Genomic DNA, 15,402 nt, shown 5'->3' with positions numbered 1-15,402 from the left:
TTCCTTTGCCCATTTTGCCTGGTGGGTCGATCCTCCACAAGCCCTCTTGGTTTGGGGTTCCGTCCAGGGCCCCCCTTGGCCCGGAAGGCGGGGCAGGGATCAGCTGGCGGTGGCTGGCCGGTCGTCGGCGAGCTCGCGGCGGGTCTCGGAGCGGGTCGGCGCGGCGGCAGCCCGGCGGGCCGGGTCGGTGCAGAGCTCAGCGATCTGGGCCTCGGTCATCGGGCCGCCCCGGGACCGGGTGACGCCCAGGTGGTCGGGGACCTCGACGGTCGCCTCGAAGTCCCAGATGTACCACTCCTTGCGGCCCCAGGCCTTGTTCTTCAGCTTGATCTCGATCGTGCCCTGGGCGGTCTGCAGCTTGGGGCTGCGGTCCAGCGCGGCCCAGCCCGACGGGCCGGCGTTGAGCGACGTGGTCCGGGAGACCGTCGACTCCCAGTTCCACTGCCGGCCGATGCTCTGGCTGATGCTCGTCGACACGTTGCTCAGCGCGCTGGAGCCGAAGGTGGTCGCGGGCACCTCGGCGGTCATGCTGATCGACCCACCGGTGGTGTCGGACCATTCGACCGACAGGCTGTTGTCGTACGGGGTGCAGTTGAAGTGCGAGGCGACCTCGTGGAAGCCGGCGGTGGTCTCGGTCACCGGTGTCCCCGCAACGAACTGGCAGGACACGGCCCGGCTGTCGCAGTGCTCGAAAAGCTCCGCGCGGGACGGTCCGTCCCAGAACCTGACCGAGCTGTACTGGTTGTCGGCGGGCACCTGCGCGAGCTGGTCGTGCGAGTACCACATGTGGGGGGTGCCGGACTGGTTGGTGTTGACGTAATAGTTGCTGGCGCAGTCGGTGATGTTCTTGTATGAACTGATCACGTTACTCCAGGCGGCGCCGGCGTCAGCGAGGTTGTTGAAGTTGTAGTACTTGCCGCCGCTGCAGGTGCCGGATCGCGAGACCATGCTCAGTGAGCCGCCGGTGTAGTTGGCGTTCTGGTACGCGATCCCGAGGACCACCTGGGCGGCCGCGGACGTACCCGAAGCCATGGCGCGGGTGGCGGCGGTGCCGGCGGCGGCGATCCGCTCGGTGGTCGCCGCGTCGAGTCGGCTGCCGTCACGCGGGGCGTCGGTGACCGCCCCGGCGGTCGCCACCTTCATGGCGGTCCGGAAGTCGCGGTAGCAGGCCAGCTCTTCGGCGGACTCGTAGAGCAGACAGTCGGCCATCTCCGCGGTGGGCACGGTGGAGGAGGCGGCGGCCGGGGTGCTCACGGCGAGCATCGGACCCAGCATCAGTACGGACAGGACGGTCGCGGTGCGGGCGTGTCGGAACATCCGACGGCGTTGCAGGAATGTCATGAGTGCCAAGTCTGGTGATGCAGGACCGCGCAGCCTTGGTGGAATTCGAAGGATCAGCTGAGGAAAATATGAGGAAGGAACATGGCCAGTGCTCTTTCCGGTGGAGTCAGTGATCGCCGTTACATTGACTCTGCCCGAAACCCTACAGCATTTCTGTCGGGTCTGAAACAGTGCGACCATTCGTGGCGCCGCTGACCAGGGCGTTCTGGTCGCCGCGAGGCGGTGGCCAAGATCGTCCGTCGAGGGCCGGGCGCGCACCGGGGGTACGCTCAGCCGATGGCCGGCGACACCTTCCGCTTCGGCGAGTACGAACTGGACATGGCCCGCTACCAGCTGCGGCGATCCGGTGAGCCGGTCCACGTGGAGCCCCGGGCACTCGACCTCCTGCAGTACCTCATCGAACACCGGGACCGGGTGGTATCGAAGAACGAGCTGCTAGACCAGGTGTGGGGCGACCGTTTCGTCAGCGAGGCGGCGCTGACCACCGGGCTGCGTACCGCCCGGATCGCCGTCGGTGACACCGGCCGTCACCAGCGGCTGATCCGGACCGTGCACCGGCGGGGGTACCAGTTCGCGGCACCAGTGACGGTGACCCGGGCCGGTGACCCCGCGGCCCCCGGACCGCAGCCGGCCGCACACCCGACCCGACCGGCACCGGCCCGGTCTGTGGTCGCCGGGGAGGCCGGCGGCGCGGACCGCCAGATCGTCCGGTTCTGCCGGGCCGACGATGGCACCCGGATCGCCTACGCCAGCGTCGGTTCGGGTCCGCCGCTGCTCAAGGCCGCCAACTGGATGACCCATCTCGATCTGGAGTGGACCACCCCGGTGTGGTCGCACTGGCTCAACGGGCTGGCCCGGGACCGGCAGCTGGTCCGCTACGACGAGCGGGGGTGCGGCCTGTCCGACTGGGACGTGCCCAGCTTCTCTTTCGACGACTGGGTCGACGACCTGGACACCGTGGTCGAGGCGGTGGGGCTGGACCGGTTCCCGCTGCTCGGTGTCTCCCAGGGCGGTGCGGTAGCGGTCGCGTACGCCGTGCGCCGGCCGGAGCGGGTCAGCCGGTTGATCCTCGCCGGCGCGTACGCCCGGGGCCGCCAGGTCCGGGCCCGCAGCCAGGCCGAGCAGGACGAGGCGGCCCTGGATCTGAACCTGGCGCGGGTCGGTTGGGCACACCAGGACCCCAGTTTCCTCGGTGTCTTCGCTTCCCAGTTCCTGCCCGAGGGCACTCCGGAGGAGTTGGAGGAGTTCATCGGCTTTCAGCGGCGGACCACCTCGGCGGCGAACGGGGTCCGGTTCCTGGAGGAGTTCGCCCGGATCGACGTCTCGGACATCGCCCACCGGGTGCAGTGCCCGACGTTGATCCTGCACTGCCGCGATGACATGCGGGTGCCCACCTCGCAGGCCAGCGAGCTGGCCACCCTCATTCCGGACAGTCAACTGGTGCTGCTGGACAGCCGCAACCATCTGCTCACCGCGTCCGAGCCGGCCTGGCCGGAGTTCCTGGCCCAGATCGACGCCTTCCTGACCGATTGACCAGCGGAGAGCCAGCATGAGGATCCTTGTCGTGGGCGGGACCGGCCTGATCGGTACGCACGTCGTCGACCTGCTGCGCGAGCGCGGCCACGCGGTGGCCACGGTGGCGCGGACCGCCCGTACCGGGGTCGACCACGTGCTCGACGTCGAGACCGCCTCGGTCGAGGACCTGCGGCCGCTGCTCACTGGCCACGACGGCGTCGTGTACGGCACCCGGGTCGACGAGCAGCGGGTACTCCCCGCACCGATCCATCCCGTGCTGCGCAGTGAACTCGTCGATCCCGTGGCGCGGATGTTCACCGCTGCCCGGCACGCCGGCCTGACCCGTGGGGTCCTGCTCGGCTCCTACTACACCTACCACGTCCGGCTTCGTCCCGAGTGGCGGCTCGGCGAGCGGCACGCGTACATCCGGTGCCGGCTGGAACAGGCCCGGCAGGTGCGGACGGCGGCCGGAACCGACCTGCCGGTCACCGTGCTGGAGCTGCCGTTCGTCTTCGGCCGAGCCGGTGACCGGCTACCGAACTGGGCCGGTCCGCTGGACCGGTGGGCACGGTCGGCGGCGCCGCTGCTGGTCCCGGTCGGCGGAACCGCCGCGGCCTCGGCCGGCAGCGTCGCCGCCTCGGCGGTCGACGCGATCGAGGGAGCGTACGGCGGGGACGTTCCGGTCGCCGACGCCAACCTGACCTGGGTCGAGATGCTCGGGCGGATCGCCGAGGCGGTGGGCCGGCCCCGCCCGGTCCGGCGGCTGCCCGCCGGTGCGGTCCGCGTGGCCCTGCGGGCCGGCGGGGCACTGCAGGCGCTCGCCGGCAGGGAATCCGGGCTCAACCCCGCTCACCTGGCCGACCTGCTCCTCGACGAGCTGTTCATCGAGCCGCTGACCGGCCGGTCGCTCGAACCGTCGTTGCAGGAAACCTTCGGCGCGTCACCTGCCGGCAGGTGAGCGGGTCACTCGGCCGGCTGCAGGGGTTCGCAGGCGGCCAGCGCCGCGGCGACGGTCGGATCCGAGGAGTCCAGGTCGTCGGCCCACTCGACGTCGTTCTCCGCCAGGCAGTTGCGGTACGCGACGATGCCGCTGGCGTCCGCCCCGTTCTCGGTGCCGCCGCCGGGTCCACGGGCCGGTAGCTCGGACTGACACGCCTCCTGCGCCGCCGCCCAGGTGTCGTCGTCGACGTCGTCAGGTCGGAGCATGTCGCCGAATCCGCCGCCCATCCTGCCGCCGCCCGGTCCCGCACCGCCTGGCCCGCCGGACGGGAACCCCGACGGCGCGCCGGACGGCAACCCCGACGGCCGGTCGCCGGGCTGCCCCGACGGCATCCCGTTCGGGGCACCACGTCGGAAACCTCCTCCGGCCTCGGGAACCTCCACGCCGTCGACCCCGTTGTCCCGCAGGCAGTCCACGTACTCCGCCATGGCTCCGGCGCCAGCTGCCGCGGTTTCGCTGTCCGAGTCCGGGTCGGACGCTCCACAGGCGGCAAGTAGCAGCAGGCAGACGCCTCCGGCAGTGCCCCACATCGAACGACTGAGCGCAACGTGCACGATCATGCCCTCCCCATCAGATGGCCCGCGACGGACGTCGCCGGTGCGGGCGTCAGCAGAGCTGACGAACCTCCGCGTCACGTCAGGATTTGCTGTGACGGCGCTGGGGATGGCGACCAACGCGGGGAGGGCACCGGCGAACCGTCGGTTCACAGGAAACGCCGAGCTGTCACCGAGCCGGTCCTGAGCCGGTGCCGGAACACTTCCCGGTCATGAGACTCGGCTCCATCAGGGCGCTGGTCAGCCGGCTGCCCGCGAGCCGGTGGCTTGTCGCCGTGGCGGCCGGTGCGACGCTGATCCCGGCGGGTGTCGTCGCCTACGCGGTCGCCGTCCCGACGAGCACCGACGACGCCGTACCCGTAGCCATGACGCAGGTGGACAGAGGGACGGTCACCGTGGCGATCGCCGCGGCCGGCTCGGTCGCACCGGCCGAGGACCGCCAACTCGGCTTCGCGGTTGCCGGCACGGTGACCAGGCTGGACGTACGGCTCGGGCAGGACGTCGCCGCCGGTGACGTGCTCGCCGCCGTCGACGACAGCAACGCGGCGGCAGCTGTCGAACAGGCTGAAGAGGCGCTGACGGCAGCGCGGGAAGCCCTCGCCGAGGCGCAGGCGGACGCCCGCACGGACGGGACGGACACCGACGTGAGCACCGGGTGCACGACGACCGCGCTGGCGGCCTGGACCGCTTCCGACCCCTCCACCAGCCCGACGCCGGAGGCGACTAGGTCGGCCACCCCGGACCCGTCCCCTACTGTCGGCACCACCACCTCGCCGGCACCTTCGCCCACCGCGTCCGTACCGGCGGAATCGCCCACCCCGACCCCACCGGCCACGCCGGCGAACTCGCCGGCCGCGCCCACCGGCGACCCCGGGGACCGGGCCGACGGTTCCGACAGCGGTTGCGGTAGGGCGGCGGACGGGCGCTCCAGCGGAGACCCGGTGCTGCGGGCCCGGCAGCAGGTCACCGCGGCGCAGCTACGACTCGCCGCCGCCGAGGACGATCTCGCCGGTACGGTGATCAGCGCTCCAGTCGACGGCAAGGTGCTCGGTGTCTCCGGCACCGTCGGCAGCACGGTACGAGCCGGTGACACCTTCATCGAACTCGGCGCGGTCGCCCAGATGCAGGTGACCGCGAGTTTTCCCGAGGCCGACGCCGCGCGGTTGTCGGTCGGCCAGCCGGCCGTCGTCACCCTGGCCACCCGGCCGGGCGAGGAGTTCCCCGCCCACCTCGGTCAGGTCGACCCGGTGGGCAGCGTCGACGGCCAGCTGGTGCGCTACGGCGTGATCGTCGACTTCGACGACGTCCCGGCCGGCCTGCTGGTCGGTCAGAGCGCCGGGGTACGGGTCGTCGTTGACGAGGTGACCGACGTGGTACGAGTCCCGGTCACCGCGGTGAGCCGCAGCAGCGTCGGCGGCGAGGACATCGTCGTCGTGCGGGACGGATCCGGCGTTGAGCAGCAGCGGGTGGTGACCGTGGGCGTCCGTGGCGACCAGTACGTCGAGGTCATCGACGGCCTGGCGGTCGGCGACGAAGTGGTGGATGGGTGATGCGATCCGCCGGTCGGCTCTCAGCCGCCACCGAGCCCGCTCCGAGTCCGCGTCGAGGAAGTCACCAGAAGCTGTCCGCCATGCCTGTGCGTCGCCTCGCCGGCCTTCGCCGGCCGTTGATCCTCAATGCGGTTCTTGTCCTGGCCGTACTCGGCCTGCTCGGCTGGACGTACCACACAGTGGTCGGGCCGGACAACACCGCTGTCGCCGCCGGCTCGGCGGCAACCGCGACCGTCGTCGTCGAGCAGGCCACGGTCACGGCGACGGTCACCGCCTCCGGTTCGGTACGCAGTGCGAAGACGGCGGTCGCTGACTTCGTCACCGGCGGCACGGTCACGGAGATCCTGGTGTCCGTCGGGCAGCAGGTCGACGAGGGCGCGGTCCTCGCCCGGGTCGACGACACGGTGGCCCAGCGGGAACTGGACGCCGCGCGGGCCAACCTCGACGCCGCGCAGGACGCCCTCGACACCGCCGAGGTCGCTGGCGTGTCGACGGCTGACGCCGTCGCCGCGGTGACCGAGGCGGAACTCGCGGTCGACGAGGCGCAGGCGGCCGTCGACGGCACGACGTTGACAGCCCCGGTGGCCGGTACGGTCGTCGCGGTCAACGGCAGCGTCGGCGCGTCGACCGGAGGCGGCACCGGGTCGTCGTCGGCGGGTGGCGGCACCGGGTCGTCCTCGTCGTCGGGTGCCAGTGGGTTCGTGGATCTGGCCGACCTGACCCAGTTGGAGGTGACCGCCTCGGTGTCGGAAACCGATGCGACGCGGCTCGAGACCGGTCAGCCGGCGACCGTACGGTGGAACGCGCTGCCGGACACCGAGGCCACCGCGAGCATCGGGGTCATCGACCCGAACGCGGCCACCACCAACGGCGTGGTGAGCTATCCGATCACCCTCGACCTGGACTCGCTGCCCGAAGGCGTCCGGCCTGGACAGACCGTGGAAGTGACGGTGGTTGTCGGCGAGGCGGTGGACGTGCTGACCGTCAGCCCGGCCGCGCTGACCGGCACCGGCACCCGGCAGTCGGTCACCGTGCTGGTCGACGGCGCACAGGTCAGCCGTACCGTCGAGGTCGGCCTGCAGGGCGACGACGCGGTGGAGATCATCTCCGGGCTGGCCGTCGGCGAACAGGTGGTGGTCGTCATCCCCACCGAGTCGGAGAGCGGGTCCGGCGGCTTCCCCGGTGGCGGCGGGTTGACCGGCGGTGGCGGCTTCCCCGGCGGGGGCGGACCGGGTGCCGGTGGCTTCTCCGGTGGCGGCAGGCCGGGGGGTGGCCGGTGAGCCCGGTTCTGGACGTACGGGACGTGACCAAGGTGTACGGCGTCGGTGAGTCGGCGGTCGCCGCTCTGCGGGGCGTGTCGCTGCAGGTCGACCGGGGTGAGTTCATCGCCGTGATGGGCTCGTCCGGCTCCGGCAAGTCGACGCTGATGAACATCCTCGGCTGTCTGGACGTGCCCAGCACCGGCCGCTACCTGATCGACGGGGTGGACGTCAGCCAACTCACCGAGCGGCAGCTGGCCATGGTCCGTAACCGCCGGATCGGCTTCGTCTTCCAGTCGTTCAACCTGATCCCGCGGACCACCGCCGTGGCGAACGTCGAGCTGCCGCTGGCGTACGCCGGGGTCCGTCCGACCGTGCGACGCCGGCGGGCGCTGGCCGCGCTCGACCTGGTCGGGCTGGCCGGACGGGCTGGGCATCTGCCGAACCAGCTCTCCGGCGGCCAGCAGCAGCGGGTCGCGGTCGCCCGCGCGTTGGTGACCGAACCGGCGCTGGTGCTGGCGGACGAACCGACCGGAAACCTGGACAGCGCGTCCACCGAGGAGGTGCTGACCATCTTCGACCAGCTCAACGCCGACGGCCGCACCATCATGCTGATCACCCATGAACCGGAGGTCGCTGACCGGACCCGCCGGCTGCTACGGGTCCGCGACGGGCGGATCGTCTCCGACGACCGACGCCACGGTGCCGGTCAGCCGGGTGCGGGCAGACCGTACCGTGAGGTCGCCCAGTGGGGCCCGTAGAGATTGTCCGCTCCGGGCTGCGCGGCATCGGCGCGAACAAGCTGCGTTCGGCGTTGACCACACTCGGCATCCTGATCGGCGTGGCCGCGGTGATCCTGCTCGTCGCCGTGGGCAACGGGTCGGCGCAGACGGTCAACGAGCGGATCGAGGCGCTCGGCACCAACACGATCACCGTGTCGGCGTCCGGCGGTGGCGGCGCCGGGCTGACCGTCGCGGTCGCCGAGGCGCTGCACGATCCGGTGCTCGCCCCGGACGTCCGTTCGGTGTCGCCGGTGGTCAGCACCTCGGCGACCCTCACCTACGGCGACGCCGACCACTCCGTCGGGCAGTTCGTCGGCAGCTACCCGAGCTACCTGGCGGCGTCGAACACGCCGGTCGGCGAGGGGGTCACCTTCACCGAGGCCGATGTCGCGCAGGGCCGCCGGGTGGCGCTCGTCGGGCAGACCGTGGTCGACGAGCTATTCGCCGGAGCGGATCCGCTGGGCAGTCAGATGATGGTCGACGGCACCCTGTTCACCGTGGTCGGCGTGCTCGCCGAGAAGACCTCCACCGGCGGTCTGCAGGACGCCAACGACCTGGTGGTGGCGCCGTTGACCGCGGTGCGCCAGACATTGACCGGGTACGGGTCGATCAACTCGGTGCTGGTGGAGGCGGCTGGGCCGGACCGGGTCGACGCCGCGCAGGCACAGGTCAGCGCGATCCTGGACCGCAAGCTGGCCACGGACGGCGCTGCCGGCTCCGGCGGCGTCTCCGGCGGTTCCTCGTACCGGATTCAGAACGCGGCACAGCTGCTGGAGACGCAGGCGTCGACGGCGGAGACGTTCACTGTGCTGCTCGGCGCGGTCGCGGCGATCAGCCTGCTGGTCGGCGGGATCGGCATCACCAACATCATGCTGGTGACGGTGACCGAACGGACCCGCGAGATCGGTGTCCGCAAGGCGCTCGGCGCCCCACCCGGCACCATCATGGCCCAGTTTCTTGTCGAGGCGACGCTGCTCAGCGCGATCGGCGGCGGGGCGGGGGTCGCGGTCGCGGTGATCGGCAGCCGGTTCACCATCGTCGGGGTGGAGCCGGTGATCGTGCCGAGTTCGGTGCTGCTGGCGCTGGGCGTGTCGGTGGCGATCGGCCTCTTCTTCGGCAGCGTCCCGGCCCGCCGGGCGGCGAATCTGCGACCCATCGACGCCCTGCGGTACGAGTAGGTGACCGACTGATGACAACGGGTGGAGATGACGTGCGCGACGACGACACCGAATGGCTGGCCGCGGCGACGCCTCGGCCGTGGACGAACCGGCTCACTCCGTGGCTGGTTGCCGTGCTGCTGTTGGTCGCCGGGTTCGCCGTCGGCGTGGCGGTGCCGTCCAACGACGACACTGGCGCGGGTGCCGGGCCCGGACTGCGCGGATCCGGCGCCGGGCAGTTTCAGCCGGGGGCGGGGCAGTTGCAGCGGGGCGGCGCGGCCGACGCGACGGGTGCGGAAGGGGGCGGCCCGCAACCGGCAGCGGTCGGCACGGTCAAGCTGGTCGACGGCGACACGGTGTACGTGGAGACCGAGGCCGGGGAGGTGGTGATCGTGCGCACCGATGGCGGGACGGCCGTCCGGGTGCCTGGTGACCTCGACGGGTTGGCCGTCGGCGTGCCGGTGTCGGTGGCCGGCGAAACCGCGACGGACGGCACCGTCAGCGCCGAGTCGATCGTCGCCGGTGACTGACAGCTGACGCTGATCACATCCAGATCGACAAGATCAACAGTAGTTGGCAACATCGATGTGACGTCGGCAACACGATAGCGCAACGTCGATTTCCCACTCTTGGGCGATGGGTGACCACGGCAGTCCCGACCTGGTCGGGAACGTGCTGACCCACTGCCCGTACTGCTCGCTGCAGTGCGGCGTACGGATGCGGCCGGCGCCGCCCCGACCGCCCGTCATCGAGCCGGCGGACTTCCCCACCAACCGGGGCGGGCTCTGCGCCAAGGGCTGGAGCGCGCCGGAACTGCTCGACCACCCCGACCGACTGCTCACCCCGCTGGTGCGCGCCGACCCGGCCGACCGGCGCAGCCCGCTGCGCCCGGCCAGTTGGGACGAGGCCCTCGACCGGATCACCGCCGCCATACAGACCAGCCAGCACCGGTACGGACCGGCCAGCGTCGGCCTGTTCGGCGGCGGCGGGCTGACCAACGAGAAGGCGTACCAGCTCGGCAAGTTCGCCCGGGTCGGACTGCGTACCCCGCACATCGACTACAACGGCCGGTTCTGCATGTCGTCGTCGGCCACTGCCGGCAACCGGGCCTTCGGTATCGACCGAGGCCTGCCGTTTCCGCTGGCCGACATCGCCGACGCCCGCGCGGTGCTGGTTGTCGGCGGCAACCCGGCCGACACCATGCCACCGGCGATGCAGTACTTCGACGCCGGCCGGGCCGCCGGCGCGGTCCACATCGTCGCCGACCCGCGCCGCTCGGCGACCGCCCGGGGCGCCGGCATCCACCTGCCGGTGGCGCCCGGCACCGACCTGGCCCTGGCCAACGGGCTGCTGCACATCGCCATCCGGGCCGGCCACGTCGACCAGGCGTACATCCGGGACCGGACCACCGGGTTCGACGCGGTCCGCACCGCCGTCGCCGGCTACTGGCCGGACCGGGTGGAACGGATCACCGGCGTGTCCGAGGAGTTGCTGCAGCGTACGGTGCACGCGCTGGCCACCGCGCCGACCGCGATGATCCTCACCGCGCGCGGTGCCGAGCAGCACAGCAGCGGTACCGACACCGCGCAGGCGTACATCAACCTCGCCCTCGCCCTCGGCCTGCCCGGCCGGCCCGGCAGCGGCTACGGCACCATCACCGGGCAGGGCAACGGCCAGGGCGGCCGGGAACACGGCCAGAAGGCCGACCAGCTGCCCGGCTACCGGCGCCTCGACGACCCGGCCGCCCGCGCCCACGTCGCCGCCGTGTGGGGCGTCGACCCGGCCGACCTGCCCGGCCCGGGGGTCTCCGCCACCGAGATGATCGACCGGATCGGTACCCCCGGCGGGGTGCGCACCATGCTGGTGTTCGCCTCGAACATCCTGGTCTCCGCGCCCGACCGGGACCGGGTCGCCGACCGGCTGGCCGCGCTGGACTTCCTCGCGGTGTCGGACATCTTCCGGTCCGAGACGGCCGCCGTCGCCGACGTGGTGCTGCCCACCGCCCAGTGGGCGGAGGAGGAGGGCACCATGACCAACCTGGAGGGTCGGGTGCTGCGCCGCCGCCGGGTGCTGCCACCACCGGACGGGGTACGCGACGACCTGAGCGTGCTGGCCGCGCTCGCCGACCGGCTCGGCCGGGGCAAACACTTCTCCACCGACCCGCAGACCGTCTACGACGAGCTGCGCCGGGCCAGCGCCGGCGGGATCGCCGACTACGCCGGCATCAGCTACCAGCGGATCGAGGCCGAGGACGGGGTGTTCTGGCCGTGCCCGGCCGACGGCCATCCGGGTACGCCGCGACTGTTCACCGAACGGTTCGCCACCGCCGACGGGCGCGCCCGGTTCATCCGCGTGGAGCACCGGGATCCGGCCGAACTGCCCGACCGCAGCTACCCGTACCTGCTCACCACCGGCCGAATAATGGGCCAGTACCAGAGCGGCAACCAGACCCGCCGCTCGCCGTCGCTGGCCAGCACCGCCAGCGACCCGAAGGCCGAGATCCACCCGGACCTGGCCCGCCGGCTCGGCATCGGCACCGCAGACCTGGTCGAGTTGACCACCCGCCGGGGCCGGGCGGTGTTCCGGGCGTACCTGACCGAGCACATCCGGCCGGACACCGTCTTCGTGCCGTTCCACTGGGGCGGCACGGCCAGCGCCAACGCCCTGACCGATCCGACGTTGGACCGGCACTCCCGGATGCCGGCGTTCAAGGTCTGCGCGGTGGCGGTCCGCCGCTTCGCCGGACCCGACGGAGCCGGCCGGGCCACCACCGGCCCGGTCGGAGCCGGCCCGAGCAGCGCCGCCCCCGACGATTCCGCCACCTGACGAAGGGACCCACGATGCAGTCGACCCCACGTTTCCTGCAAGGAGTGTTCGCGTTCGACGGCAAAGGGTTGGACACGCCGCTGCCGTTGGATGGCAGCCTGCGCTACACGGTGCCGGACGGGCTGGTCACGCAGACCGTCTACTTCCGGGGCGGCAACAGCAGCGGCGAGCTGGTCTACGTCCTGCTGCTGCGCGACGGCGACCCGATGCGCTACTTCCCGATCGGCGCCCGCGACGCGGTGCACGTGCCGTTGCGGGTCGTCGAGGACCTGGTCGCCGGCACCGTGGTGGAGCTGCAACTCGCCGCGCCGGAAGGCGTCACCGGCACCGTCGTGCTCGATCTCGGCCTGGTGGAGGTGTGAGGTGACGCAGCGACGACCGCGACTGGTGGTGGTCGGCAACGGCATGGCCGGTGCCCGTACCGTCGAGGAGATCATCGACCGGGTCGGCCCGGATCGGTACGACATCACCATGTTCGGCGCCGAACCGTACGGCAACTACAACCGGATCCTGCTGTCCAACGTGCTCTCCGGCGCCGAGGAAGAGGACGGCATCTTCCTCAACAGCCTGCCCTGGTACCAGGAGAACGGCATCGCCCTGCGGGCCGGGGTGGAGGTGACCCGGATCGACCGGTTCGCCAGGGTTGTTCACGCCGTCGACGGCACCGTCACCCCGTACGACAAGTTGGTGATCGCCACCGGCAGCGTGCCGTTCGTGCCGCCGATCGACGGCGCCCACCACCCACGACGCGGCTTCCACCAGGGAGTGTTCACCTTCCGCACGCTCGACGACACCCGGGCGATGATCCGCTACGCCCGCGACCACGAGCGGGCGGTGGTGATCGGCGGCGGCCTGCTCGGCCTGGAAGCCGCCCGCGGCCTGCAGCAGTACGGCGTGTCGGTGACCCTGCTGCACGCCGCCGGGCACCTGATGAACGCCCAGCTCGACGCCACCGGCGGAGACATCCTGCGGCGCAGCGTCGAACGGCTCGGTATCGACGTGGTCACCAAGGCCCGCACCGAGCGGATCCTCGGCCGGGACGCCGTCGATGGGGTCCGGCTCGCCGACGGGCGCACGTTCGCCGCCGACATGGTGGTGATCGCCGCCGGAATCCGACCCAACACCACGCTCGCGCAGGTCAGCGGCCTGCCGGTGGAGCGGGGCATCGTCGTCGACGACCACCTGCGGGTGCTCGACGAGCCGGACATCTACGCGGTCGGTGAATGCGTGCAGCACCGAGGGCAGACGTACGGCCTGGTTGCGCCGCTGTGGGACCAGGCGAAGGTGCTCGCCGGGCAGCTCACCGGCACCGACCCGACGGCGGCGTACCACGGCTCGCGGACCGCGACCAAGCTGAAGGTCGCCGGGGTCGACGTGGCCGCCATGGGGGTGACCGCGCCGGAACGCGACGACGACGAGTTCGTGGTCTTCGCCGAACCCCGGCGCGGCGTCTACAAGAGCGTGGTGGTCCGCGACGACCGGCTGATCGGTGCCACCCTGGTCGGCGACGTCGGCAAGGTCGGCTTCCTGATGCAGGCGTTCGACCGGGGTTCGCCGCTACCGGAGGAGCGGGTCCGGCTGCTGTTCGACCTCGGCGGGCCGTCGGCCGAGGTGTCCGCCGCCGAACTCGACGACGACGCCCAGGTGTGCAACTGCAACGGGGTCAGCAAGGGCACGCTGGTCGCCACCGTCGCCGGCGGGGTTCGCACGGTGACCGGGGTGATGGACGCCACCCGGGCCGGCAAGGGCTGCGGCTCGTGCAAGAGCCTGGTCGGCCAGATCGTCGAGTGGGCGGCCGGCGGCGAGGTCGGGGAGGACCCGGCGGCCAACTGGTACGTGCCCGGGGTGCCGATGGACAAGCCGACCCTGATGGCCGAGATCCGCGCCCGTGGGCTGCGCAGCGTGTCGGCGGTCTTCGAGGCGCTCGCCGACGGCCGCGAGGACGCCAGGAGCAAGATGGGGCTGGTGTCGCTGCTGCGGATGATGTGGGGCGACGAGTACGTCGACGAGCGCGGCGCCCGGTTCATCAACGACCGGGTGCACGCCAACATCCAACGCGACGGCACCTTCTCGGTGGTGCCGCAGATGAAGGGCGGCTGCACCACCCCGGCCCAGCTGCGCCGGATCGCCGACGTGGCCGAGAAGCACCAGGTGCCGTTGGTCAAACTGACCGGCGGGCAGCGCATCGACCTGCTCGGCATCCGCAAGGAGGACCTGCCGCAGGTGTGGGCCGACCTGGACATGCCGTCCGGGTACGCGTACGGCAAGAGTTTCCGGACCGTGAAGACCTGCGTGGGCAGCGAATTCTGCCGGTTCGGCCTGGGTGACTCGACCGCGCTCGGCATCGCGATCGAGGAACGGTTCCAGGGGCTGGAGGCGCCGGGCAAACTCAAGCTGGCGGTCACCGGGTGCCCGCGCAACTGCGCCGAGGCGTACGTCAAGGACCTCGGGGTGGTCGCGATCGAGGGCGGCCGTTGGGAGATCTACGTCGGCGGCGCGGCCGGTGCCCACGTACGCAAGGGCGACCTGCTGGCCACCGTCGACGCGCCGGATGAGGTGATGACGCTGACCGGCCGGTTCCTGCAGTACTACCGGGAGAACGCGAACTGGCTGGAACGCACCTACGCGTTCGTGCCCAGGGTCGGCGTCGACCGGCTGCGGGAGCTGATCGTCGACGACGTCGACGGGCTCGGCCCCGGACTCGACGAACGGATGGCGGCGGCGGTGGCCGGCTACCGGGATCCGTGGCGGGAACGGGACGCCCCGGCGACCCCGGGCCAGTTCCGGACCGCGTTGCCGCTGGTGCCGCTGCCGGCGGTACCGGTCCGCGCCGAGAGCAGCCGGTCGTGACCGCGGTCGAGGACAGCCGGCTGATCGAGCACCGGATCGGACCCGGCGACGACATCCCACCCGGCGAGGGCCGGGCCTACCCGGTCGCAGGTGACCTGGTGGCGGTGTTCCGGCTGACGTCGGGGCAGTTGCGGGCGGTGGCGGCGGTCTGCCCGCATGCCGGCGGCCCGCTCGCCGACGGGCTGATCGACGCCGAGGTGGTGATCTGCCCGCTGCACCAGCACGTCTTCGAGCTGGCGACCGGGTGCTCGCGCACCGGGCAGCCGGCACTGCGCAGCTACCCGGTCCGGCAGGACCCAGCCGGCACGGTGTGGGTGTCGGTGCCGGCGGCACGGGTTCCGGTACCGCCTGCCGGTGGCGCCGGCCGGTAGATCTCACAACGTCGGGGCCGGCCCGGTGCGAACCATGACCACGCTCCGACATCACCGTTTTCCACGCCAGGAAACATTCGGTTCATAACCTGACTCCCCAATGCCACCCCGGTAGACGTCCGATCATCGCCGATCCGGAAACGTCGCTCGGCAGCATCTCGATCGCCACCCTACGGCACCCGATGGCTAAGGAGCCA

Annotated in this window: 13 protein-coding genes; 11 read left to right on the top strand and 2 right to left on the bottom strand. The window is 71.7% G+C overall.

Annotation, left to right across the window (positions count from 1 at the left end):
* Positions 1–99: 99 nt before the first annotated feature.
* Positions 100–1,341 (bottom strand): hypothetical protein, encoded by a 1,242-nt coding sequence (locus ACXAHD_RS08950; RefSeq protein WP_281552502.1) that lies wholly within the window; start codon positions 1,339–1,341, stop codon positions 100–102.
* 276 nt (positions 1,342–1,617) lie between these two features.
* Between ACXAHD_RS08950 and ACXAHD_RS08945 the strand changes: the two genes are divergently transcribed.
* A complete protein-coding gene (locus tag ACXAHD_RS08945; protein WP_281552503.1) occupies positions 1,618–2,874 on the top strand; it encodes an alpha/beta hydrolase in 1,257 nt (418 codons plus the stop codon).
* A 16-nt stretch (positions 2,875–2,890) separates the two neighbouring features.
* On the top strand, positions 2,891–3,814 hold the full coding sequence (locus tag ACXAHD_RS08940; protein WP_475049711.1) for an NAD-dependent epimerase/dehydratase family protein: 924 nt from the start codon (positions 2,891–2,893) through the stop codon (positions 3,812–3,814).
* A 5-nt stretch (positions 3,815–3,819) separates the two neighbouring features.
* Here ACXAHD_RS08940 and ACXAHD_RS08935 read toward each other — a convergent pair whose 3' ends face one another.
* A complete protein-coding gene (locus ACXAHD_RS08935; protein ID WP_289211816.1) occupies positions 3,820–4,416 on the bottom strand; it encodes a hypothetical protein in 597 nt (198 codons plus the stop codon).
* Between the two features lie 206 nt (positions 4,417–4,622).
* Between ACXAHD_RS08935 and ACXAHD_RS08930 the strand changes: the two genes are divergently transcribed.
* The 9 genes from ACXAHD_RS08930 to ACXAHD_RS08890 all read left to right on the top strand — a co-directional run bounded on the left by ACXAHD_RS08930 (position 4,623) and on the right by ACXAHD_RS08890 (position 15,205).
* Positions 4,623–5,960: an efflux RND transporter periplasmic adaptor subunit gene (locus tag ACXAHD_RS08930; protein ID WP_282232869.1), complete on the top strand. Its 1,338-nt coding sequence runs from the start codon at positions 4,623–4,625 to the stop codon at positions 5,958–5,960.
* A gap of 80 nt (positions 5,961–6,040) precedes the next feature.
* Positions 6,041–7,240: an efflux RND transporter periplasmic adaptor subunit gene (locus tag ACXAHD_RS08925; RefSeq protein ID WP_289211817.1), complete on the top strand. Its 1,200-nt coding sequence runs from the start codon at positions 6,041–6,043 to the stop codon at positions 7,238–7,240.
* On the top strand, positions 7,237–7,980 hold the full coding sequence (locus tag ACXAHD_RS08920; protein ID WP_282232867.1) for an ABC transporter ATP-binding protein: 744 nt from the start codon (positions 7,237–7,239) through the stop codon (positions 7,978–7,980). Before ACXAHD_RS08925 ends, ACXAHD_RS08920 begins: the two co-directional genes overlap by 4 nt.
* Entirely contained in the window at positions 7,968–9,179 is a 1,212-nt protein-coding gene (locus ACXAHD_RS08915; RefSeq protein WP_289211818.1) for an ABC transporter permease, read from the top strand. The genes ACXAHD_RS08920 and ACXAHD_RS08915 overlap by 13 nt, the downstream gene beginning before the upstream one ends.
* 11 nt (positions 9,180–9,190) lie before the next feature.
* A complete protein-coding gene (locus tag ACXAHD_RS08910; protein ID WP_475049706.1) occupies positions 9,191–9,688 on the top strand; it encodes a hypothetical protein in 498 nt (165 codons plus the stop codon).
* Between the two features lie 106 nt (positions 9,689–9,794).
* Positions 9,795–11,984 carry a molybdopterin oxidoreductase family protein gene (locus ACXAHD_RS08905; protein ID WP_289211819.1) on the top strand — a complete coding sequence of 730 codons (2,190 nt, stop codon included), beginning with the start codon at positions 9,795–9,797 and terminating at the stop codon, positions 11,982–11,984.
* Between the two features lie 14 nt (positions 11,985–11,998).
* A complete protein-coding gene (locus ACXAHD_RS08900) occupies positions 11,999–12,346 on the top strand; it encodes a molybdopterin oxidoreductase (protein ID WP_281552506.1) in 348 nt (115 codons plus the stop codon).
* 1 nt (position 12,347) lies between these two features.
* Positions 12,348–14,834: a nitrite reductase large subunit NirB gene (nirB, locus tag ACXAHD_RS08895; protein WP_281552507.1), complete on the top strand. Its 2,487-nt coding sequence runs from the start codon at positions 12,348–12,350 to the stop codon at positions 14,832–14,834.
* Entirely contained in the window at positions 14,831–15,205 is a 375-nt protein-coding gene (locus ACXAHD_RS08890) for a Rieske (2Fe-2S) protein (RefSeq protein WP_281552508.1), read from the top strand. Before nirB ends, ACXAHD_RS08890 begins: the two co-directional genes overlap by 4 nt.
* Positions 15,206–15,402: the final 197 nt, after the last annotated feature.

Source organism: Micromonospora sp. ABR4_055 (assembly GCF_056160425.1).
The sequence above is the reverse complement of the archived record's forward strand: the minus strand, read 5'-3'. Positions and strand labels throughout refer to the sequence as shown.